The sequence below is a fragment of the Nocardioides sp. Leaf285 genome, assembly GCF_001422955.1.
GTDB classification, from domain to species: Bacteria; Actinomycetota; Actinomycetes; order Propionibacteriales; family Nocardioidaceae; genus Nocardioides; species Nocardioides kribbensis.
The window spans coordinates 628,449-649,854 of record NZ_LMNH01000003.1; the positions used below are offsets into that span (position 1 = coordinate 628,449).

The window sequence follows — 21,406 nt, forward strand, 5'->3', positions numbered from 1 at the left end:
CGGCGTCGGGAGTGCCTCAGAGGGGCACCGACCACCGCACCACGACACCACCGGCCGCGGCCTGCGGGTCGCCGGGCGCCCCGCCCTCGACCGCGCCGCCCGCGCCGTCGTCGTCGCGGGGCACCACCTCCGCGGTCATCGACCCGCCTCGCCTCCGTGCGCGCTCGGCCATGTTGGACAGGCCGCTCCGCTCGGCGCGGGGCGTGAGGTCGACGGCCCCGCTGCCGTCGTCGGCGACCTCGACGACGAGCCACCCCTCGCGCACCGCGACGTGCACGTGAGCGGTGCCGGCGCGCCCGTGCCGCACGGCGTTGGCGAGGCTCTCGCGCACCACCGCGGCCACGTCCTGGGCCAGCGACTCCTGGGTCACGTGCTCGACCGGGCCGGCGAAGGTCGTCGCCGGGGGCACGGCGAAGCCGACCGTCGTGCCGACGACCTCGGCCACCCGCCCGCGCAGCGAGGTGGGGCGGGAGGTGGCCCCCAGCGAGAAGATGCTCTGCCGGATCTGGCTGATGGCCGCGTTGACCTCCTCGTTCATGAGGGCGATGCGGTCGGCCACCGGCCCCGGGCCGATCTGGAGCACGACGGCGTCGAGCCCGAGCCCCGCGGCGAAGAGGCGCTGGATCACGTGGTCGTGGAGGTCGCGGGCGATGCGCTGCCGGTCCTCCACCAGACCGAGGCGCTCGCGGGTGGCGCGGACCTCGGCCTGGGCCAGCACGACCCCGAGCTGGGCGGCGAAGGCCTCGGCCATCTCGATGTCGCGGCCCAGGAAGCCTCCCTCGCCCCGCTCCCGGGCCAGCACGAGCGCCGCGACCCCGCGGTCCTCGATGACGAAGGGCACCGCGAGGGCGTGGCCGAGCTCGCCCATGCCGCGGTAGCCGTGCGGCTGCAGCTGGTCGACGCCGTCGGCGGCCGCGGCGACCCCGGAGGTCACCGCCTTGCCGGCGAGGGTGCCGCACGTGGGCAGCACCAGGCCGATCGACGCCTCGGCCGCCAGCCCCACCGCGTGGGTCGTCACGAGGGTGGCCGGGTCGTCACCGGGCGCGGTCACCGCGGCCACCGCGGCGCCGGCCAGGTCGCGGGCGCCGGTGAGCAGGGCGGTGACCTCCTCGCCCTCCTGCACCGACAGGTCACGGGAGGCCTGGGCCAGCACGGAGGACCACTGCTCGCGGTAGGCCAGGTCGTCGAAGAGCCGGGCGTTGGTCATGGCGATGCCCGCGGTGACGGCGAGGGCGTGCACGAGCTCCTCGTCGTCGGCGGTGAAGGTGCCGGTGCGCTTGGCGGTGAGGTAGAGCGTGCCGAGCAGCTGCTGGCGAGGACGGATCGGCACCACGAGCAGCCCGCCCTCCGGCTCGTGCAGCTCGGGCGTGCCGCACGAGCAGTGCGGGGCGCAGGCCGCGACCAGGCCGTGGGGGTGGCCGGTGGCCATCACGTCGGAGAGCAGCCGCTGGCGGTCCACCGCCCCGCCCAGGGAGCCGGTCACTCCCTCGTCGACCGCGTGGTGCACGAAGTCCTCGAGCTCGCCGTCGTCGTCCCACACCACGAGCCAGGCGTAGCGGGCGTCGACCAGCTCGGCGGCGACCGAGCACACCCGGCGTCGCACGGTGGGCAGGTCGAGCGCCGTGACGAGGTCGTGGTTGGCGCGCACGAGCGACTTGAGCCGGTCCCGCGCGCCGATCAGCTCCCCGGCGCGGTCGACCAGCTGCAGCAGCAGCGAGTCGAAGCCGAGTGCCGGCACCTCGTCGTTGTCGTCGCGATCCATCCGTCCCCCCGGCCGTGGACCGTCATCATGCACCGCGGGAGAGGACCTGTGTCGGGACTTTGGTCCCTGGTCGATCGCTGTCGTCGCGGTCACACTGTGTGGCGGGAGCACCACATGCCCGTTCTCGGCCGACCTGAGGGGGGATCGCCGTGACCACACTGTTTCTGCTCGACGACCACGAGCTCGTACGACGGGGCCTGCACGACCTGCTGGAGAGCGTCGAGGGCTACTCCGTCGTGGGGGAGGCCGGCAGCGCCGCCACCGCGATGGCGCGCATCCCGGCGCTGAGACCCGACGTGGCCATCCTCGACGCGCGGCTGCCCGACGGCACCGGCATCGAGGTCTGCCGTCACGTGCGCGCGGTCGACCCGAGCATCGCCTGCCTGATGCTGACCTCCTACGACGACGCCGAGGCGCTCTACTCCGCCGTGCACGCCGGGGCTGCGGGCTACGTCCTCAAGCAGGTCACCGGCACCGAGCTGCTCGACGCGGTAGCCGTGCTGGCCGCGGGCGGCACGCTCATCGACCCCGCCCTGGTGCGCCGGGCCGCGGAGCGCACACCGGCGCCGCGGCGCGAGGTGCCGGCCGAGCTGCGGACGCTGACGGCGCAGGAGCGTCGGATCCTCGACCTGATCGCCGAGGGCCTCACCAATCGCCAGATCGGCGACCGCATGTTCCTGGCCGAGAAGACGGTGAAGAACTACGTCTCCAACGTGCTGGCCAAGCTGGGCCTGCAGCGACGGGCGCAGGCGGCCCTCCTGGTCAACCGGCTGCTGGACGACCGCCCCCAACGCGTGGGCTGAGCCCTCTCCGGCCCTGTCTCAGCCCTGATCCCGTCCCGGCTCAGCCCAGCACCGAGGTGACGACGCCTGCCTCGACCTCCCAGCGTCGGTCCAGCCGCACGGCGTCGAGCAGGCGTCGGTCGTGGGTGACCAGCAGCAGCGCCCCGGTGTAGGACTCCAGCGCCTGCTCCAGCTGCTCGATGGCCGGCAGGTCGAGGTGGTTGGTGGGCTCGTCGAGCACCAGCAGGTTGACCCCGCGCGCCTGGAGCAGCGCGAGGGCGGCCCGGGTGCGCTCGCCGGGGGAGAGGCGCCCCACCCGGCTGCTGACCTGGTCGGCCTTGAGGCCGAACTTGGCCAGCAGCGTGCGCACCTCGGCCTGGCTCCACTGCGGCACCAGCGCCTCGAACGCCGCTCCGAGCGGCTGGTCCTCGGCCAGGCCGGAGCGTGCCTGGTCGATCTCGCCGACCGCTACGCTCGCGCCCAGCGAGGAGCGGCCGGAGTCGGGCTGGTCGTGGCCGAGCAGCAGGCGCAGCAGCGTGGTCTTGCCCGCGCCGTTGGGCCCGGTGATGCCGATGCGGTCGCCGGCGTCGACCTGGAGCGTGACCGGTCCGAGGCGGAAGTCGCCGAGGGTGCGGGTCGCCGCGTCGAGGCTGGCGACGACGGCGCTGGACCGGGGCGCGGCGGCGATCTCGAGCTGGAGCACCCACTCCTTGCGCGGCTCCTCCACCTCGTCGAGGCGGGCGATGCGCGACTCCATCTGCCGCACCTTCTGCGCCTGCTTCTCCGAGGACTCCGACTGGGCGCGGCGACGGATCTTGTCGTTGTCGGGGCTCTTGCGCAGGGCGTTGCGCACCCCCTGGCTGCTCCACTCTCGCTGGGTGCGGGCGCGGGCCACGAGGTCGGCCTTGGTCGAGGCGAACTCCTCGTAGGCCTCGCGGGCGTGGCGCCGGGCGACGGCCCGCTCCTCGAGGAAGGCGTCGTAGCCGCCGTCGTAGACCGCCACCTGGTGCTGGGCCAGGTCGAGCTCCACGACGCGGGTCACGCAGCGCGCCAGGAACTCCCGGTCGTGGGAGACCAGCACGACCCCGGCCCGCAGCCCGCGCACGAAGCCCTCGAGCCGTTCGAGGCCCTTCAGGTCGAGGTCGTTGGTGGGCTCGTCGAGGAGCACCACGTCGAAGCGGCTCAGCAGCAGGGCGGCGAGCGCGACCCGTGCGGCCTGTCCGCCCGACAGGGCGGTCATCGGGGTGTCGGCGCCGAGGTCGAGTCCGAGGTCGGCCAGCACCGCCCCGGTGCGGTCCTCGAGGTCGGCCGCGCCGCTGGCCATCCAGTGGTCGAAGGCGGCGACGTAGGCGTCGTCGGCCCCGGGCGCCTGCGCGCCCAGGTCGGCCGCGGTGGCCTCCATCCGCTCGGTCGCCGCCGCCGCCCCCGTGCGTCGTGCGAGGTAGGCGCCCACGCTCTCCCCGGGGACGCGCTCGTGCTCCTGGGGCAGCCAGCCCACGAACGCGTCCGACGGCGCGGTCGAGACCGAGCCGGCGAGGGGGGCGTCGTGCCCCGCCAGCAGGCGCAGGAGCGTCGACTTGCCGGCGCCGTTGGCACCGACGACCCCCACCACGTCGCCCGGCGCCACGGTGAGGTCGAGGCCCTCGAAGAGGGTGCGGTGGGCGTGGCCCCCGGCCAGGTCCTTGGCGACGAGGGTTGCGCTCACCCGGGGAGCCTAGCCAGGTGCCGACCGGTCGGTGGCGCGGGCCTGGTCACCCCTACAGGTGGGCTGGTAGTCCTGACCTCGTGGCGCACACGACCGCGCCCACGAACCCGTCCACGAAAGGTCCACCGTGACGTCTCGACCCGACTCCGCCGGCGAGCACCTGCCGCCGCACGTGATGGTGCTCTTCGGTGCCACCGGAGACCTGGCGGCCCGCAAGCTCTTCCCCGGCTTCTACCGCCTCGCCGAGGACGGCCGCCTCCCGGCCGACTTCCGCCTCATCGGCAGCGGTCGGCACTCCCCGGGCAGCGACGAGGAGTTCCGCGACCGCGTGCGCCAGGGGCTCGAGGACGTCGTCGAGCACCCCGACGCCGAGATCCTCGACGACCTGGTCTCGCGGGTGAGCTTCCAGACCTCCCACGCCGACGACGGCTCCGACCTCGCCGCCGCGGTGCGCCGCGCCGAGGAGGAGCTCGACGCCGACGTCGAGGACGTGCGCCGCCTGATCTACCTCTCGGTGCCCCCCGGCGCCATGCAGGGCATGATCGCCATGCTCGGTCGCGAGCGGCTCACCGAGCGGGCCCGCCTGGTCATCGAGAAGCCCTTCGGGCTGGACCTCGAGACGGCCCGCGAGCTCGACGCCAGCCTCAAGGAGGTCGTCGACGAGGACCAGGTCTTCCGCATCGACCACTTCCTGGGCAAGGAGGCCGTGCAGAACATCCTCGCCCTGCGCTTCGCCAACGGGCTCTTCGAGCCGGCGTGGAACCACGAGACCGTCTCCTCGGTGCAGATCGACGTGCCCGAGGCGCTCGGTCTCGAGGGCCGCGGCAGCTTCTACGAGTCCACCGGGGCGCTGCGCGACATGGTCTCGACCCACCTCAGCCAGCTGCTCGGCTTCGTCGCCCTGGAGGACCCCGTCGACTTCGACGCCGGTACCCTGCGCGACGCCAAGTCCGCGGTCTTCGCCGCCATGCGGCCCCTCGACCCCGCGCGCGTGGTCTACGGACAGTTCGAGGGCTACCGCGACGAGGACGACGTCGCCGACGACTCCGAGGTGGAGACCTTCGTGGCCATCGAGGCCTTCGTCGACAACGACCGGTGGCGCGGCGTGCCGTTCTACCTGCGCACCGGCAAGGCGCTGGCCGAGGGCAGGCGCACGATCACGCTGCGGCTGCGCACGCCCGCCACCAAGATCTTCTCCAACCAGGCCGGCTGCAACGACCTGGTGCTCGAGCTGACCGACGACCCCAAGATCACCGTGGAGCTCCAGGCCAAGAAGCCCGGACCCGACATGGAGCTCGTCGAGGCCCGGCTGCGTCTCGACCTGGTCGACGACGTCCCCGACGGCGATCCCCTCGAGGCCTACGAGCGGCTGCTGCTCGACGTGCTGCGCGGCGACCAGACCCTCTTCACCCGCTCCGACGAGGTCGACCGGCTGTGGCAGGTCGTGCAGCCGGTGCTCGACAACCCGCCGTCGGTGCAGCCCTACGAGAAGGGCTCGTGGGGCCCGCAGGCCGCGCTCGACCTGCCGCAGGGCGGGTGGCGGCTCGGTGGCTGAGGTGCCCCACGGCGGCGGCCCGGCCGACGCCGAGGGGTTCGTCGCCATCTCCGACCACGGGCTGATCGGCGACCTGCGCTCCTGCGCGCTGGTCGGCACCGACGCCACGATCGACTGGTTCTGTCCGCGCCGCTTCGACTCGGCCAGCGTCTTCGGGGCCCTGCTCGACCCCGGCGAGGGCGGCGCGTGGCGCATGGAGCCCGTCGACGGGGCGACGACGACCCACCAGTTCTACCTCCCCGACTCCACGATCCTCGTCACCCGCTTCCTCACCGAGCAGGGCGTCACCGAGGTGCACGACTTCATGCCGGTCGTCCGGCCGCACGACCCCGACCACCGCCAGCGCGTGGTGCGCCGGGTGGCGTGCGTGCGGGGAGCCACGCGCATCCGGATGGAGATGGCGCCCCGCTTCGACTACGGCCGGGTCGTGCCGGAGGTCGAGGAGACCGACGGGGGAGTCCTGCTGACCGGCGCCGACCTGCGCCTCGGCGTCACCTCCACCGCCCCGCTCACCACCGACGAGGGGTGCGTGCGGGCCGACCTCACGCTCGAGGGAGGCGAGGAGGCGCTCTTCGTGCTCCACGTGCTCGACGACGACCAGGACCTCCCGACGGGCGACTGCGACGACACCGCCGCGCTCTTCGACGCCACCGCCCGCTTCTGGCGCGACTGGCTCTCCCAGTCCACCTACACCGGCCGGTGGCGCGAGATGGTCGACCGCTCCGCGCTGACCCTCAAGCTGCTGACCCACGAGCCCACCGGGGCGATCATCGCCGCCCCGACGACCAGCCTGCCGGAGAAGATCGGGGGCGAGCGCAACTGGGACTACCGCTACGTCTGGATCCGCGACGCCGCCTTCAGCCTCTACGCCCTGCTCCGCCTCGGCTTCACCGACGAGGCCGGCGCGTTCATGGGCTGGCTCTCCGACCGGCTGCGCCGCGACGACGACGGCGACGACGAGCTCGGCCCGCTGCGCGTGCTCTACGACATCGACGGCGAGGTGCCGGTGGAGGAGCACGAGCTCGACCACCTGCGCGGGCACCTCGACTCCCGGCCGGTGCGGGTGGGCAACGCCGCCGTGGGTCAGCTCCAGCTCGACATCTACGGCGAGCTCATCGACTCGGTCTACCTCTACAACAAGTACGGCACGGGCATCAGCTACGACGCCTGGACCGACCTGACGCGTGCCCTGACCTGGCTGATGGACAACTGGGAGCGCGACGACGCCGGCATGTGGGAGATCCGCGACGACCCCCAGGCCCACACGACCTCACGGCTGATGTCGTGGGTCGCCATCGAGCGGATGATGCGCATCGCCCGCCAGCGCGGGCTGCCCGGCGACCTCGCCGGCTGGGGCGAGGTCCGTGACCGCATCTTCACCCGGATCATGGAGCACAGCTGGGATCCCGAGGTCGGGGCCTTCATGCAGTCGGAGGGCTCCGACACCCTCGACGCGGGGGTGCTGCTCATGCCGATGGTGAAGTTCGTGGCACCGGACGACCCCCGGTTCGTGTCCACCCTGGCCGAGGTCGAGCGCCGCCTGGTCTCCGACAGCCTGGTCTTCCGCTACGACCTCGACGCCACCAGCGACGGTGTCGACGGCGACGAGGGCACCTTCTCGCTCTGCTCGTTCTGGTACGTCGAGGCGCTCACGCGGCTCGGTCGCATCGACGAGGCGCGGCTGGCGCTGGAGAAGATGTTCACCTACGCCAACCACCTCGGTCTGTACGCCGAGCAGGTCGGGCTGGCCGGCAACCAGCAGGGCAACTTCCCGCAGGCCTTCACCCACCTGTCGCTCATCAGTGCCGCGCTCAACCTCGACCGCAGCCTGGGGTGAGCCGATTCGTGCCCGCGGGGCCGCAGCGACTAGGCTCGGTCACCGAAAGGGAGTAGTCCCCAACAGCTGCGTCGACACACTGCCCCGCCTCGCGGCGGGACCGGTGCAGCGGGCCAGCCGGCGAGAGCCGGCGGGCGGACGAGACTTTCGACCAGTGCCACGACCCGTCAACCGGTCGCGCCTGGTCGAAGGCGCGTCCGGCTCCCTGGCGCTTCCTCGGCCCGGCGCGGAGAGGAACCCATGGAAGCCTTCCTGATCAGCACCGCCGTCATCTTCGTCGCCGAGCTCGGCGACAAGTCCCAGCTGATGGCGATGACCTTCGCCGCGCGCTACCGCGCGCGCGACGTCCTCATCGGCATCACCGTCGCCACGGCCATCGTCCACCTGGCGTCGGTGGGCATCGGCTACTTCATCGGCGACGCCTTCGCCGAGTACCAGGACACCATCGCCATCGTCGCCGGTGTGGCCTTCCTCGGCTTCGCGCTGTGGACGCTGCGCGGCGACGAGCTCACCGAGGAGGAGGCCGACAAGGCGCGCACGAGCCAGGGCGCGGCGATCCTCGCGGTGGGCGTGGCGTTCTTCCTCGCCGAGCTCGGCGACAAGACCATGCTGGCCACCATCACCCTGGCCACGCGCGAGGGCTGGTTCGGCACCTGGATCGGCAGCACGCTGGGCATGGTGGCGGCCGACGCGCTGGCCATCGTGGTCGGCGCCATGCTCGGCAAGAAGCTGCCGGAGAAGGCCATCACCTACGGCGCCGCCGCTGCCTTCGCCGTCTTCGGGTTCCTGCTGATCGCCGAGGGGGCCGGTCTCGTCGGCGCCTGATCGCGACCGGCTGCCGGTCCGTGCCGCGCAGCGGTCCGGACCACCCGGCGCCACCTGTGCGAAAACGCCACGGACGCGGCCCCGCGTCCACTAGCGTCGTCCTGTCCCTCGGGGGGTGGGGCAACGCGTCATCACCGTCGATGAGGAGAGCCCGGTGTCACCACGTCTACGCGCCGCGATCGCGCGTCGCAGGCTCGACCTGCACCTGGGCTACGGCGCGCTCGCGCTGGGAGCCCTGGCCTTCGTGTGCGTGCTGGTGACCTCGCTGGTCATCACGCAGGTCGCGCCCACCCTGGTCGCCCCGACCGCCGCCGGGCCCGAGCAGGAGGTCATCGGCGCCGAGGTGCTGCGGCCCCTCGACGCCCCGGTCACGCCGTCGGCCCCGGTCGGGGACGACGACGCCCCGCGCGAGCCTGCGCGGGGCGACCGCTCCGGTGCCCCGTCCGCGGGCGCGGGGGGCTCCGACCGCAACGCCCCCGAGTCCGAGGCGGGGTCCGAGGCAGGGTCGGTCACCGGGTCCGCCACCGGATCCGATGTCGGGACCGGAGTGACGGGCGCCGGCGCCGAGCCGGCCGCCCCCGCGACCGACCAGCCCGCCGACGACGGCACCGACCCGGTCCGGTCCCCGCAGCAGGCGATCGGGGCGGAGGCCGGCACCGGAGCCCAGCCCGCCCAGCCCGCCCAGCCCGACGGCGGCCAGCCCGTCCCGGGCAACGGCAACGCCAACGGCAACGGCAACGGCAACGGCCCGTCCACCTCGCCGGGTGACAACGGCAACGGTCCGTCGGCCTCCCCGGGCAACGGCAACGGCAACGGCAACGGGGGGAGCAGCCCCGGCAAGGGCCACGGCGTCGTGTCGGTGATCGTCGACCCCGTGGTCGAGGTGATCGTCGACGAGGTCGACGACGTGGACGGCGACGACGGGCTCGACCCGGTCGTCGACCCGGTGCTCGGCGGGCTGCCCGACGTCGTCGACGAGGTCACCGACGTGGTGGACGCCCTCGAGCCCGACCCGGCTCCTGTCGAGGCCGACCCGGAGCCGGCCCCCGAGACGGAGCCGGCCCCCGAGCCCGAGACCGAGACCGAGGACGCACCCGCGCCGGGATCCGACGACGCGCTCCAGCCCGACGCCGCGGTGCTCGGGCGCTCCTGACCCGGCACCCCGGCCCGCACGCACAAAGGCCCCCTCCCGAGGGAGGGGGCCTTCGTGCGTCGCGAGGTCGGTCAGCGGGACTTCTTGTAGACCTTCACGCTCACGCGGAACTTCTTGCCCTCGTCGCGCGGGGTGCCGCCGCAGGAGTAGATGCTGCCGCCGCCGCAGTCGGCGAAGCGGGTGGAGGCGTTGACGGTGGAGACCACGGCCTCGCGCACCTTCCTCGCGGAGAACGGGAGGACCACGCTGCCGCGACCGTCACGGTTGAGCCGGATCGCCTTCTCCACCCAGGCGCCACGGGTGTTCTTGACCGTCAGGTAGGCGGCCGGTGAGGTCCTGCCCGCAGGGCCGTCGACGGTGATCTTCGCGCGCCACCGGCCCGACTCCAGCGAGCCGCCCGGCACCGCCGCGAAGTTGCGCGCCGCGAGGTGGTTGAGGGTGGCCACGCCGGAGGCGGTGCGCTGGTCCTCGGTGAGCTTCCAGGTCTTGCCGATCTTCGCCGAGGGCCAGCTCCCGCCCTCGGGGTAGAAGCGCCCGGGGGCGACGTTGGCGCCGACGTAGCGGTTGTAGACGGCGCGGAAGCCGCCCCGGCTGCCCAGGACCCGGGTCAGCGCCTTGGTGGAGTAGGTGCGGCCCGCGCCCTTGAACTGGCCGGCGCCGTTCCACACCTTGCGCACGATGCCGGCGCCGTAGCGGACGGTGAGGTACTCCCACCAGGTCCAGTTGCCGTACTGCTGGAAGTTGGAGACGCCCGAGACGTCCATCGAGTAGCCGGGGCGCTGCACCTGGCTCGCGACGAGGTAGCTGCGGTTGTCGTTGACGTCGTCGGCGAAGCGCTCCTCGATCCACGTCGCGGTCGACTCTTTGAACCAGCGGTCGTCGAGGTAGTCGTAGCCGAACTGGATGGCGTGGAAGAACTCGTGGGCGGCCGTGACCCGCAGGCTGTCGCGCGGGGGCGCGGAGAACTGGTCGCGGGAGAAGTCGTTGTCGAGCACGCAGAAGCCGGTGGCCAGGCGCGGCTTGCTCTTGCGGACGTACTCCGGGGCGCAGTAGCCGTAGAGACCCTGGCTGCCGACGTCGGCGAGGTAGACGTCGAACTTGCCGTTGCCGCCGTTGTTGCGGCCCTTCACGAAGCCGTCGCTGACGGGCTTGCGGTAGCCGAGCTTGCCGACCTCGAAGCGCCACACCTTGTTGAGCAGGGCCAGGTTGCGGTTGACCCAGGTCATGCCGGGCGGGGCGTCGGCGGTGGTCGGCACCCAGTGCAGGCAGAAGTTGCCGGCGCACTTCTTCTTCGACCGCACGGTGTAGCCGTCGCCGTAGACGTCGCCGGCACCGTCGGTGGGGCGTGCGAGTAGGGCCTCGGCGGCGGTGCGCTCAGGGCCCCGGAGGTGGTCGAGGCGGGCGAAGAGGTCGGTCAGCGCGAGGGTCGCGTCGACGCGTCGGACGCCGTCGGAGGGGGCGGCGTCGCCGGTGACCAGGTCGCTGGCGGTGGCGAGCGCGGCTCGGGCCTTCACAGCGGTCGCCTCGCGGTCGGCGGAGGCCACGCCCGCCGTGGCGGCGCGGGGCGCCGTCACGGTGGGGGTGGTGGCCGAGGCGGCGGGCGCGGCGGTGAGGGCCGTGCTCAGCGCCACCACGGCGGCGGCGAGGGTACGGCGCATGGGGGAGTCCTCATCAGGTCGGGGAGCGGGCCCGGTCAGCCTGCCCCGTGTCGAGCGCTGGGCAAACCCGACGCGCTGGTCGCCTCAGGAGGTGCCGGAGATCTTCTCGATCAGTGCGGTCGTGGAGATCGCCGGGGTGCGAGGGAGGTAGACGACCTCGCAGACGTCGCGGAACTCGTCGAAGCGTCCGGCCCAGTCGTCGCCCATCACCAGCACGTCGGCGCCGTAGCGCACGATGTAGTCGCGCTTGAGCTCGAGGCTCTCCTCGAGGAAGGCCTCGTCGACCGGCTTGAGGGCGGCCACGATGGCCAGCCGCTCGCCCTCGCTGAAAACCGGCTCGCGACCCTTCTTGCGCAGGTTCAGCGCGTCGGCGGAGACGCCGACCACGAGCCGGTCCCCGAGACCCGCGGCCCGCTCGATGACCCGCAGGTGGCCGACGTGGAAGACGTCGAAGGTGCCGAAGGTGATCACCGTGCGCGGGCGCTCGTCGTGCGGGGCCACGGTGCTGGTGGCGGTCTCGTGGTGCGCGGGCATGGGCGGCAGTCTCGCACCCGGCGGGGGTAGGTGAGAATCGTGTGCGAGATGACGACACCGACGAGCACCGCCACGTCCGAGGCCACCGGCTCCGGCCCCTCCGGCCTGCCCCTGCCCGCCGTCGACCCCGGCGCCGACGCCCTGCGCCGCCAGGGCCTGCGCCGGATGCGGGTGGTGGCCGGCTCCCTGCTCGCCTTCGCGGCCGTGGTCTACGTCCTCACGCTGGGCCAGGACGGCTTCTGGGGCTTCGTCAACGCCGGCGCCGAGGCCTCGATGGTCGGCGCCATCGCCGACTGGTTCGCGGTGACCGCGCTCTTCCGTCACCCCCTCGGCCTGCCGATCCCGCACACCGCCCTCGTGCCGCGACGCAAGGACGAGCTCGGCAAGGGCCTCGAGGAGTTCGTGGGGGAGAACTTCCTGCAGGAGTCCATCGTGCGCGAGCGGATCGGCGCCGCCGAGGTCTCGGCGCGCGTGGGGCGGTGGCTCTCCGACCCCGACCACGCCCGGTCGGTGGTCGACGAGGTCTCCGAGGTCGTCGCGACCGGTCTGGCGAAGGTCAAGGACGAGCACGTGCGCGCCGTGGTCCAGGACGCGCTCGTGCCCCGCTTCCACGAGGAGCCGATCTCGCCGTTGCTGGGCAAGCTGCTGGAGGAGGTCATGCGCGACGACCTCCACCACGGCGTCGTCGACCTGGTCCTCGACGAGCTCCACGGCTGGCTGCTGGAGAACCCCGAGACCGTCTCGCAGGTGCTGGAGGAGCGAGCGCCCTGGTGGGCCCCGCCCAGCATCAACGAGAAGATCACCGGGCGCATCCACCTCGAGCTGGTGCGCTGGGTCGCGGACATCCGCGACGACTCCGAGCACCGGGCCCGTCGGGCCCTCGACTCGATGCTGGTCCAGCTGGCCCACGACCTCCTCGACGACCCCGAGACCCAGGAGCGCACCGAGCGGCTCAAGGACCGCCTGCTCGACCAGCCGCAGGTCGTCGCGACGGCCGTGTCGCTGTGGGACGCCCTGCGTCGCGTGCTCACCTCGTCGCTCCAGGACCCCCAGGGGGCGGTGCGGGAGCGACTGCTGGCCGAGGTGGCCCGCTTCGCGCGGCGCCTGGGCGAGGAGCCCGACCTGCGCGCCTCGCTCGACTCGACGATCGCCGATGCCGTCGTGTTCGCCGTCGACCGCTACGGCGACGAGGTGACCACCATCATCTCCAGCACCATCGCGCGCTGGGACGGCAAGGAGGCCGCCGACCGCATCGAGCTGCACGTGGGGCGCGACCTGCAGTTCATCCGGATCAACGGCACGGTCGTCGGCGGGCTCGTCGGCGTGCTGATCCACGCCGTGAGCGTGCTGATCGGCTGACCCGCGGGGCCCGGGCGGTCCGGGCGGTGGCGGGTGGTTGACTGACGTCGTGCCCGAGCCCGTCGACGTCCCCATCCGTGACCAGGTGATCCGGCTCGGACAGTTCCTCAAGCTGGCCGACCTGATCGACAGCGGGGCCGAGGCCAAGGAGGTCGTCGCGGCCGGCGACGTGCGCGTCAACGGCGAGGTCGACACGCGTCGCGGGCGCCAGCTCGTGGCCGGTGACGTGGTGGAACTGCGCGGCCGGGCCGCGCGCGTCGCCGACGGGGGCGCCTTCGACGACGGCCTGCCCTGGTAGGACCCGGGGAGGACCCTGGTGGGACGGGAGGAACGCGGCCTCCGCCGCGCCCCGGGTCAGGCCCGCACGACGCAGTGCGGTCCGAGGTCGGCCAGTGACGACCACCCCGCTCCGGCCAGGGTGAGGTCGAGCTCGGCCAGCAGGGAGCGCAGCACGTGCTCCACCCCGGCCTGCCCGCCGAGGGCGAGGCCGTAGAGGTAGGGCCGCCCCAGCAGCACGGCCTCCGCGCCCAGCGCGAGGGCCTTGAGCACGTCGGGCCCCGAGCGCACCCCGGAGTCGAAGAGCACGCACAGGTCCGACCCCACGGCCTCGGCGATGGCGGGCAGCACGTCGAGGGAGGCCACCGCCCCGTCGACCTGGCGCCCGCCGTGGTTGGACACCACGATGCCGTCCATGCCGTGGTCGCGGGCCAGCCGCGCGTCGTCGACGTGCTGGACGCCCTTGAGCACGATCGGGCCGGCCCACCGCTCGCGCAGCCAGGCCAGCCGGTCCCACGACAGACCGGGGTGGGGGAAGACCGAGGCGAAGGCCAGGCCCGCGGCGCCGGGGTCCTCGGACGCCGGCCGCTCGAGGCGGCGGGTGAAGACCGGGTCGCTGGTGTAGTTGGCGATGCCCTCGCCGGCCAGGAACGGGAGGTAGCCGCGGTCGAGGTCGGCGGGCCGCCACCCCAGCAGGGTGGTGTCGACGGTGACGACCAGGTGGGTGTACCCGCCGCGGTGCGCCCGGTCGAGGAAGCTCTCGCACAGCTCGGGGTCGGAGGGCCAGTAGAGCTGGTACCACCGGCTCCCGTCGCCGGAGGCCCCGGCGGCCTCCTCCAGGGAGTGGCTGGCCTGCGTGGAGTGCACGTAGGTGAGCCCCAGGGCGGTCGCCGCCCGCGCGCTCGCCAGCTCGCCGTCGGGGTGGGCGAGGGTCTGCACCCCCACCGGGCCGAGCAGCACCGGTGCGGCCATCGACGTACCCAGCACGGTGGTGGCGAGGTCGCGCCGGGCGTGGTCGCGCAGCATGCGCGGCACGATCCGCCACCGCTCGAAGGCGGCCACGTTGGCGCGGGCGGTGGAGCCGCCGCCCGCGCTGGGCACGACGTAGCCCAGCGCGGCCGGCTCCAGCACCTCGGCGGCCCGCGCCTCCAGCCCCGCGAGGTCGGTGGTGATCGCGGGGGTCTGGCCCAGGAACATGCCCTGGGCGTAGATCGCGGTCTGGTGGTCGCCGAAGTGCGTCACGGTCGCCGGTGGCGCGGGTCGTCAGGAGACCGCGAGCAGGTCGACGACGAAGATCAGCGTCTCGCCCGGCTTGATGACCCCGCCGGCGCCCCGGTCGCCGTACCCGAGGTGCGGCGGGATGACGAGCTTGCGCCGACCGCCCACCTTCATGCCCTGCACGCCGGTGTCCCAGCCGGAGATGACCTGGCCGATGCCGAGGCGGAAGCGCAGCGGCTCGCCCCGGTTGTAGGAGGCGTCGAACTCCTCGCCGGTGGAGTGGGCCACGCCGACGTAGTGCACGGAGACGGTCTGGCCGGCGGCGGCCTCCTCGCCGTCGCCCACCGTGAGGTCGGTGATCTCGAGGTCCTTCGGCGGCTCGAAGTCGGGGAAGTCGATCTCGGGCTTGTCCATGGTGCTCGGTGTCCTCTCGGTGACCTGGTGGCCGGCCCGGTCGGACCGACCGTGGGAGCCTAGCCACCGCGTGTCCCGACCGCGTGCACCGACCGCGCCACGGGTGCGGGGGACCGTAGGGACACCGGGGTAGGGTCGCGGCGCGCAGGCAGCAGCCGCGCGGCACCGGAAGGACCCCGCGAGGCGGGACCGAGAGGGGTGGGCCGTGGCCCAGCACGACGAGCAGGGCGCGAGCGACGGCGCCGACGCCCCCGACGGCGCCGACGACTCCGGGCCGGCCCGCCGTCCCCGGCGCCTGCCCGTGTGGCAGGAGTCCATCCTGCTGCTCGTTATGGCCCTCGCCCTGGCGCTGGTCGTCAAGACCTTCTTCGTGCAGGCCTTCTACATCCCCTCGGGCTCCATGGAGCCCGGACTCGTGCTCAACGACCGCATCCTCGTGCAGAAGGTGTCCTACTGGGGTGGCGGGGACCCCGAGCGCGGCGACGTGGTCGTCTTCGAGGACCCGGGCGACTGGCTCGGCCCGCAGGAGGACGTCGGCCCCGGCAACACCCTGACCTCCGTCATGAGCCGCATCGGTCTCTACCCCACCGGCGGCCACCTGGTGAAGCGCGTCATCGGCGTGGCCGGCGACGTCATCGTGTGCTGCGACGACGACGGCCGCCTCACGATCAACGGCGTGCCGCTCGACTCCTCCGACTTCACGCGCAACCGCGCCGACTGCGACGGGCCCATGGTCAACCAGTGCCGCTCCGACTGGGAGGTGGGGCCGGTCCCGGAGGGCAGCGTCTTCGTGATGGGCGACCACCGTGACGACTCCGCCGACTCCAGCTTCCACATCTGCCGCAACCCCGACACCGGCTGCGAGGAGGGCGACGAGTACGTCCCCACCGACCTGGTCGTCGGGAAGGTGCTCGCACGGGTCTGGCCCGCCGACCGGTTCTCGGTGCTGCACCGGCCCGAGGCCTTCGACGCCCTCGACCGGGCCCTCCAGGACTGAGCCCGGCGTCACCGGGCCGCGGCCGGAGCAGGTCCGGGTCAGGCCTGGCGGACGTAGCTGTCGAGCTGGTCGCGCTCGAACTCCAGCTGACCGATCTTGTGCTTCACGGCGTCGCCGATGCTGACGACGCCCACGAGGCGGCCCTCCGCGACGACGGGGACGTGCCGGATCCGGCGCTCGGTCATGGTCGCCATGAGCGCGTCGAGGTCGTCCTCGGGGGTGCAGGTCTCCACCACGGCGGTCATGATCGCGCCGACGGTGTTGTCCACGACCGTGCCGTCGGAGTGGAGGTGGCGCACGACGTCGCGCTCGCTGACGATGCCGTCGAGCGCGGTGCCGTCGGAGCTGACCACGACGGCTCCGATGTTGTGCTCGGCGAGCAGGGCGAGCAGGGTGCGCACCCCTGCGTCGGGTGCGACGGTGACCACGGGGGCGGGGGCCTTGGCGGCCAGGATCTCGGCGACGTGCATGCGCTCTCCTCGGGTCGGCGTGAGCCGACTCTACGAGTGACGCAGGTCACCTGGCCAGGGCCGACGGTCGGGTCTACTGGTCGTAGACCGGGCCGTCGTCGGCCACGCGGGCGCGGCGCACCCGCAGGTCGGAGACCGACCCCGGCCCCGAGCGGGGCCAGTCGGGGTCCTCGGTGCCCTCGGGGTCGTCGCGCAGCGAGGCCAGGAACGACAGCGCCGGCTCGTGGAGGTGTCCGTTGGAGGCCAGGGCGTTGCCCCCGAAGGGGCCGTCGGTGCCGTCGAGGGCGGTGAAGCGGCCGCCGGCCTCGCGCACGATCACGTCGAGGGCGGCCATGTCGTAGACCTCGAGCTCGGGCTCGGCGGCCAGGTCCACGGCGCCCTCGGCGAGCAGCATGTAGGACCAGAAGTCGCCGTAGGCCCGGGTGCGCCAGCAGCGGCGGGTCAGCGCGAGCATGTCGTCGAGGCGACCGCGCTCCTCCCATCCCGAGAGCGAGGAGTAGGACAGCGAGGCGTCCTCGAGCCGGCGCACGTCGGAGACCTGGCAGCGGGTGGCCTTGAGCAGGCTCCGACCGGTCCACGCGCCGTTGCCGCTGGAGGCCCACCAGCGTCGCTGCAGCATCGGCGCCGAGACCACCCCGAGCACCACCTCGTCGTCGACGACCAGCGAGATCAGGGTGGCCCACACCGGCACGCCGCGCACGAAGTTCTTCGTGCCGTCGATGGGGTCGATGACCCACCGGCGCTGGCTGTGACCGGTGGAGCCCTGCTCCTCGCCGGTGATGGCGTCGCGGGAGCGCACCTTCGACAGGGTGCGCCTGATGCTCTCCTCGACGGCCTGGTCGGCGTCGGTGACCGGGGTGAGGTCGGGCTTGCTCATCACGTGCAGGTCGAGCGCCTTGAAGCGGTCGGTGGTCAGCGAGTCGGCGTCGTCGGCGAGCACGTGGGCCAGGCGCAGGTCGTCGGTGTAGTCGCGGTGCGCGGTGTCAGAGGAGGTGGCCACGGGGGACAGGCTACGGTCCGGCGGCGTGCGGGGGTGCCGCGACCACGCCACCGGCCCCCGGCGAGGGGTGCGGGGCGCTCACCAGTCGTGGTGGCTGCGGGCCGCCAGCAGCCGGCGGAACGACTCCACGCGCTCGACGTCGGCCTGCCCGGCGGCCACCGCCTCGTCGAGCCCGCACTCCGGCTCCTCGGTGCCGTGGGTGCAGCCCCGGGGACAGTCCTCGGTCATCTCGTCGAGGTCGGGGAAGGCCTCGATGAGGTGCTCGGGCTCGACGTGGGCCAGGCCGAAGGAGCGGATGCCGGGGGTGTCGATGATCCAGCCGCGGTCGTCGGGGCCGCCGGGGTCCGACGGCGGGAGCGCGAGCATGTACGCCGAGGTCGAGGTGTGCCGCCCGCGGCCGGTGACGGCGTTGACGTGGCTGACCGCGCGCCCGGCGTCGGGCACGAGCGCGTTGACCAGGGTCGACTTGCCCACGCCGCTGTGGCCGACCAGCACGCTGGTGCGCCCGGCGAGACGCTCGCGCAGCACGCCGACGTCGCCACCCCGCTGCGTGACGACCCACGGCACGCCGAGGGCGCGGTAGGTGGACAGGAAGGCCTCGGGGTCGGCCAGGTCGGCCTTGGTCAGGCACAGCAGGGGCGCCATGCCGGCGTCGTAGGCCGCGACGAGGGCGCGGTCGACCAGGCCGGTGCGCGGCTCGGGGTCGGCCAGGGCCACCACGACCACGAGCTGCTCGGCGTTGCTGACGATCACCCGCTCCACCGGGTCGTCGTCGTCGGCGGTGCGGCGCAGGGTGGTGAGCCGCTCGGTCACCTCCACGATGCGGGCCAGGCTGCCGTCGTCGCCCGAGGTGTCGCCCACGACCCGCACGCGGTCCCCGACGACCACCCCCTTGCGCCCGAGCGGGCGGGCCTTCATGGCCATCACCCGGTGCTCGTCGACGAGGAGGGTGAAGCGACCCCGGTCGACGGTGACGACCCGTCCGTCGACGGCGTCGTCGTAGGAGGGCCGCTCCTTGGTGCGGGGGCGGGTGCGGCGCCGTGGGCGCTCGTAGTGCTCGTGGTCGTGCTCGGAGTAGCGCCCGCTCACGCCGCGGCCCCCCGGGTCACCGGAAGAGGTCCGACCAGAAGCCGGCGAAGTCGGGGAAGGTCTTGCCGGTGGTGGCGACGTCCTCCACCAGCACACCGGGCACGGCCGCACCCACGATCACCGCGGCGTGGGCCATGCGGTGGTCGGCGTAGGTGTGGAACGTGCCGCCGTGCAGCGGCGCCGGGCGGAGCGACAGCCCGTCGGCGTGCTCGCTCACGTCGGCGCCCAGCGCCGTCAGCTCGGTCGCCAGGGCCGTGATCCGGTCGGTCTCGTGGTGGCGGATGTGGGCGATCCCGCGCAGGTGGGAGGGGGTCGTGGCCAGCGCGCAGAGGGCGGCGACCGCCGGGGCGAGCTCGCCGACGTCGTGCAGGTCGTGGTCGATGCCCAGCAGCGCCGTGGGACCGGTCACGCGCAGGCCCGCACCGCCCAGCTCGACCTCGCAGCCCATCAGGGCCAGGATCTCGCGCAGCGCGTCGCCGGCCTGGGTGGTGCGGCGGGGCCAGTCACGCACCGTCACCGTGCCGCCGGTGACGGCGGCCAGGGCCAGGAAGGGCGCGGCGTTGGACAGGTCGGGCTCGACCGTCCGGTCGACCGGGGCCACCGGTCCGGGCGCGACGCGCCAGCGGTCGGGCTCGCTGTCGTCGACCTCCACGCCGTGCTCGCGCACCATCGCGACGGTCATCTCGATGTGGGGCAGCGACGGCACCGGCTCCCCGTCGTGGCGCACGTCGACACCGCGCTCGTAGCGCGCCCCGGCGAGCAGCAGGGCACTGACGAACTGCGAGGACGAGGAGGCGTCGAGGAGCACCGTGCCGCCGCTCACGGCGCCGGTGCCGTGCACGGCGAAGGGCAGCGCCCCGCGCCCGCCGTCGTCGATGTCGGCGCCGAGGGTGCGCAGCGAGTCGAGCACCCCGCCGACCGGGCGGGTGCGCATGTGGGGGTCGCCGTCGAAGGTGACCGTGCCGTCGGCGAGAGCCGCCACCGGGGGCACGAAGCGCATGACCGTGCCGGCCAGGCCGCAGTCGACGTGGGCCGGGCCGCGCAGGTCGCCGGGCGTCACGGTCCAGTCCTCGCCGGTGGTGTCGACCGTGGCGCCGAGGCCGGTCAGCGCCGCCGCCATGAGCGTCGTGTCGCGCGAGCGCAGGGCGCGGCGCACGACCGACGGGCCGTCGGCGATCGCGGCGAGCAGCAGGGCGCGGTTGGTGATCGACTTGCTGCCGGGGAGCGACACGACCGCCTCCACCGGGCCGGTCGCGCGCGGAGCGGGCCACAGGTCGGTGGGGCGGTCGGGTGCGGTGCGGTCGTCGGCCTCGTCGGGGGTGGTCCTCACCCGCGTGAGACTACCGAGACCCGGTGTCGCGGCCTCGGTCAGGAGACCTTCGCCTTGGCCACGCGGGCCTCCTGGCGCGCCGCGGTCGCGATCAGCTTGGCCTGGTGCTTGGCCTCGCGGCGGGTGTCCTTGGCGACGCGGCGCGCGCGGTAGGCCACGCCGGGCTGGCCGTCGGTGTCGCCGGCGGCGATGATGAGGCCGCCGATGAGCGAGAGGTTCTTGAAGAACTGCAGCGTGTGGGTCTGCTTGGCGGCCGGGTCGGTCTCGGTCCAGAAGGCGTGACCGGCGATGGTGGTCGGCACCAGGGAGGCCGCGAGGACTCCGGCGCCCAGGCGGGGGGCGCGACCGGTGGCGAGGGCGAGCGCGGCGCCGATCTGCACGCCGGCGTTGAGCTTGACCAGGGTCGCGGTGTCGGTGGGGATGGGAGCGCCGGGCACGGCCTTGCGCACGGCGGGCACGACCCGGTCGGTCACGCGGGCCGCCTTGGGGGCCAGGGCGGAGGAGTTGCGCAGCGCGGTCTGGGCGCCGTAGACGACACCGGCGGCGAGGAGGGGACGGGCGATCAGTCGGCTCAGGCTCATGGGCCCTTCCTACCGCACCGTCGCCGCCCACGTCCTCACCCCGAGGGTGGCGGCCGGAGCCGGGGGAGTGCCTACAGTGAGCCCCATGTGCGGCAGGTACGCGTCGAGTCGACGCCCCGAGGACCTGGTCGACGAGTTCGAGGTCGCCGACGCCCTGCTGGCCGCGCCCCTCGACCCCGACTGGAACGTCGCCCCCACCAAGGAGGTCTACGCCGTGCTCGAGCGCCCGGCGAAGGAGGACCGCCCGCAGGTGCGCCAGCTGCGCGCGCTGCGCTGGGGGCTGGTGCCGTCGTGGGCCAAGGACCCCGCCATCGGCAACCGCATGATCAACGCACGCATGGAGACCGTGGCCGAGAAGCCCGCCTACCGCCGCGCCTTCGCCGCGCGTCGCTGCCTGCTGCCCGCCGACGGCTACTACGAGTGGTACGCCACCCGGGCGACGTCGCCCGCGGGGAAGGCGCGCAAGCAGCCCTTCTTCATCCGCCCCCGTGACGGCTCGGTGCTCGCCATGGCGGGTCTCTACGAGATCTGGCGCGACCCCGACCGGGCCGACGACGACCCCGAGCGCTTCCGCTGGACCTGCACCGTGCTGACCACCGCGGCCGAGGACGCCCTGGGCCACATCCACGACCGGATGCCCCTGATGGTGCCGCGGGAGCGGCGCGACGCCTGGCTCGACCCCTCCGGTGGCGGTGCGGGTGACCCGCGGGAGCTGCTCGTGCCGGCCGCCCCGGGCGAGCTCGAGGCGGTCGCCGTCTCGACGCTGGTGTCCAACGTGCGCAACAACGGCCCCGAGCTGGTGCGACCGCTGCCCCTCGAGGACGTGCCCGACGACCTGCGCGAGCAGGACGGCCGGTGACG

General features: G+C 73.6%; 20 protein-coding genes. 9 read left to right on the forward strand and 11 right to left on the reverse strand.

Features of this window, described 5'->3' with window-relative positions:
* Positions 1 to 16 precede the first annotated feature (16 nt).
* Positions 17 to 1,762: a sensor histidine kinase gene (locus ASF47_RS11260; RefSeq protein WP_056864070.1), complete on the reverse strand. Its 1,746-nt coding sequence runs from the start codon at positions 1,760 to 1,762 to the stop codon at positions 17 to 19.
* Positions 1,763 to 1,911: 149 nt separating this feature from the next.
* Between ASF47_RS11260 and ASF47_RS11265 the strand changes: the two genes are divergently transcribed.
* A complete protein-coding gene (locus ASF47_RS11265) occupies positions 1,912 to 2,565 on the forward strand; it encodes a response regulator (RefSeq protein WP_056864071.1) in 654 nt (217 codons plus the stop codon).
* 40 nt (positions 2,566 to 2,605) lie between these two features.
* Here the strand turns inward: ASF47_RS11265 and ASF47_RS11270 are convergent, their stop codons facing one another.
* Positions 2,606 to 4,249, reverse strand: a complete 1,644-nt coding sequence (locus tag ASF47_RS11270) for an ABC-F family ATP-binding cassette domain-containing protein (protein ID WP_056864072.1) — start codon at positions 4,247 to 4,249, stop codon at positions 2,606 to 2,608.
* 127 nt (positions 4,250 to 4,376) lie between these two features.
* Here ASF47_RS11270 and zwf point away from each other — a divergent pair, with 127 nt between their 5' ends.
* The 4 genes from zwf (at position 4,377) to ASF47_RS11290 (ending at position 9,619) form a co-directional block, all read left to right on the forward strand.
* On the forward strand, positions 4,377 to 5,804 hold the full coding sequence (gene zwf / locus ASF47_RS11275) for a glucose-6-phosphate dehydrogenase (protein ID WP_235558722.1): 1,428 nt from the start codon (positions 4,377 to 4,379) through the stop codon (positions 5,802 to 5,804).
* Entirely contained in the window at positions 5,797 to 7,641 is a 1,845-nt protein-coding gene (locus ASF47_RS11280; protein ID WP_082500221.1) for a glycoside hydrolase family 15 protein, read from the forward strand. The genes zwf and ASF47_RS11280 overlap by 8 nt, the downstream gene beginning before the upstream one ends.
* A gap of 240 nt (positions 7,642 to 7,881) precedes the next feature.
* Complete coding sequence (locus tag ASF47_RS11285) at positions 7,882 to 8,466, forward strand: TMEM165/GDT1 family protein (protein WP_056864073.1); 585 nt, start codon at positions 7,882 to 7,884, stop codon at positions 8,464 to 8,466.
* 154 nt (positions 8,467 to 8,620) lie between these two features.
* On the forward strand, positions 8,621 to 9,619 hold the full coding sequence (locus ASF47_RS11290; RefSeq protein WP_056864074.1) for a hypothetical protein: 999 nt from the start codon (positions 8,621 to 8,623) through the stop codon (positions 9,617 to 9,619).
* A 71-nt stretch (positions 9,620 to 9,690) separates the two neighbouring features.
* Here ASF47_RS11290 and ASF47_RS11295 read toward each other — a convergent pair whose 3' ends face one another.
* Together ASF47_RS11295 and ASF47_RS11300 are read right to left on the reverse strand one after the other, a co-directional pair.
* A complete protein-coding gene (locus ASF47_RS11295; protein ID WP_056864075.1) occupies positions 9,691 to 11,277 on the reverse strand; it encodes an MXAN_6640 family putative metalloprotease in 1,587 nt (528 codons plus the stop codon).
* Positions 11,278 to 11,361: 84 nt separating this feature from the next.
* On the reverse strand, positions 11,362 to 11,811 hold the full coding sequence (locus ASF47_RS11300; RefSeq protein WP_056864076.1) for an adenylyltransferase/cytidyltransferase family protein: 450 nt from the start codon (positions 11,809 to 11,811) through the stop codon (positions 11,362 to 11,364).
* Positions 11,812 to 11,859: 48 nt separating this feature from the next.
* Between ASF47_RS11300 and ASF47_RS11305 the strand changes: the two genes are divergently transcribed.
* On the forward strand, positions 11,860 to 13,170 hold the full coding sequence (locus ASF47_RS11305; RefSeq protein ID WP_082500333.1) for a DUF445 domain-containing protein: 1,311 nt from the start codon (positions 11,860 to 11,862) through the stop codon (positions 13,168 to 13,170).
* A gap of 49 nt (positions 13,171 to 13,219) precedes the next feature.
* Positions 13,220 to 13,468, forward strand: coding sequence for an RNA-binding S4 domain-containing protein (locus ASF47_RS11310; RefSeq protein ID WP_056864077.1), 249 nt, complete (start codon positions 13,220 to 13,222; stop codon positions 13,466 to 13,468).
* Positions 13,469 to 13,524: 56 nt separating this feature from the next.
* Here the strand turns inward: ASF47_RS11310 and ASF47_RS11315 are convergent, their stop codons facing one another.
* Both ASF47_RS11315 and ASF47_RS11320 read right to left on the reverse strand, forming a co-directional pair.
* Positions 13,525 to 14,688, reverse strand: a complete 1,164-nt coding sequence (locus ASF47_RS11315) for a lactate 2-monooxygenase (protein WP_200919044.1) — start codon at positions 14,686 to 14,688, stop codon at positions 13,525 to 13,527.
* A gap of 21 nt (positions 14,689 to 14,709) precedes the next feature.
* Positions 14,710 to 15,078, reverse strand: coding sequence for an FKBP-type peptidyl-prolyl cis-trans isomerase (locus ASF47_RS11320; RefSeq protein WP_056864078.1), 369 nt, complete (start codon positions 15,076 to 15,078; stop codon positions 14,710 to 14,712).
* A 205-nt stretch (positions 15,079 to 15,283) separates the two neighbouring features.
* On the opposite strand from ASF47_RS11320, the gene lepB reads away from it, so the two are divergent.
* Positions 15,284 to 16,075: a signal peptidase I gene (lepB, locus tag ASF47_RS11325; protein ID WP_056864079.1), complete on the forward strand. Its 792-nt coding sequence runs from the start codon at positions 15,284 to 15,286 to the stop codon at positions 16,073 to 16,075.
* A gap of 38 nt (positions 16,076 to 16,113) precedes the next feature.
* Here lepB and ASF47_RS11330 read toward each other — a convergent pair whose 3' ends face one another.
* The 5 genes from ASF47_RS11330 to ASF47_RS11350 form a co-directional block, all read right to left on the reverse strand.
* Positions 16,114 to 16,545: a CBS domain-containing protein gene (locus tag ASF47_RS11330; protein ID WP_056864080.1), complete on the reverse strand. Its 432-nt coding sequence runs from the start codon at positions 16,543 to 16,545 to the stop codon at positions 16,114 to 16,116.
* 73 nt (positions 16,546 to 16,618) lie between these two features.
* On the reverse strand, positions 16,619 to 17,545 hold the full coding sequence (gene hisN / locus ASF47_RS11335) for a histidinol-phosphatase (protein WP_056864081.1): 927 nt from the start codon (positions 17,543 to 17,545) through the stop codon (positions 16,619 to 16,621).
* 78 nt (positions 17,546 to 17,623) lie between these two features.
* On the reverse strand, positions 17,624 to 18,634 hold the full coding sequence (rsgA, locus tag ASF47_RS11340; protein WP_056864082.1) for a ribosome small subunit-dependent GTPase A: 1,011 nt from the start codon (positions 18,632 to 18,634) through the stop codon (positions 17,624 to 17,626).
* Between the two features lie 16 nt (positions 18,635 to 18,650).
* The gene (gene aroA, locus ASF47_RS11345; RefSeq protein WP_082500222.1) at positions 18,651 to 19,964 is read right to left on the reverse strand and encodes a 3-phosphoshikimate 1-carboxyvinyltransferase; all 1,314 of its coding nucleotides are present in this window, start codon (positions 19,962 to 19,964) and stop codon (positions 18,651 to 18,653) included.
* Positions 19,965 to 20,002: 38 nt separating this feature from the next.
* Positions 20,003 to 20,545 carry a DoxX family membrane protein gene (locus ASF47_RS11350; RefSeq protein ID WP_082500223.1) on the reverse strand — a complete coding sequence of 181 codons (543 nt, stop codon included), beginning with the start codon at positions 20,543 to 20,545 and terminating at the stop codon, positions 20,003 to 20,005.
* 85 nt (positions 20,546 to 20,630) lie between these two features.
* Here ASF47_RS11350 and ASF47_RS11355 point away from each other — a divergent pair, with 85 nt between their 5' ends.
* A complete protein-coding gene (locus tag ASF47_RS11355; RefSeq protein WP_056864083.1) occupies positions 20,631 to 21,404 on the forward strand; it encodes an SOS response-associated peptidase in 774 nt (257 codons plus the stop codon).
* Positions 21,405 to 21,406: the final 2 nt, after the last annotated feature.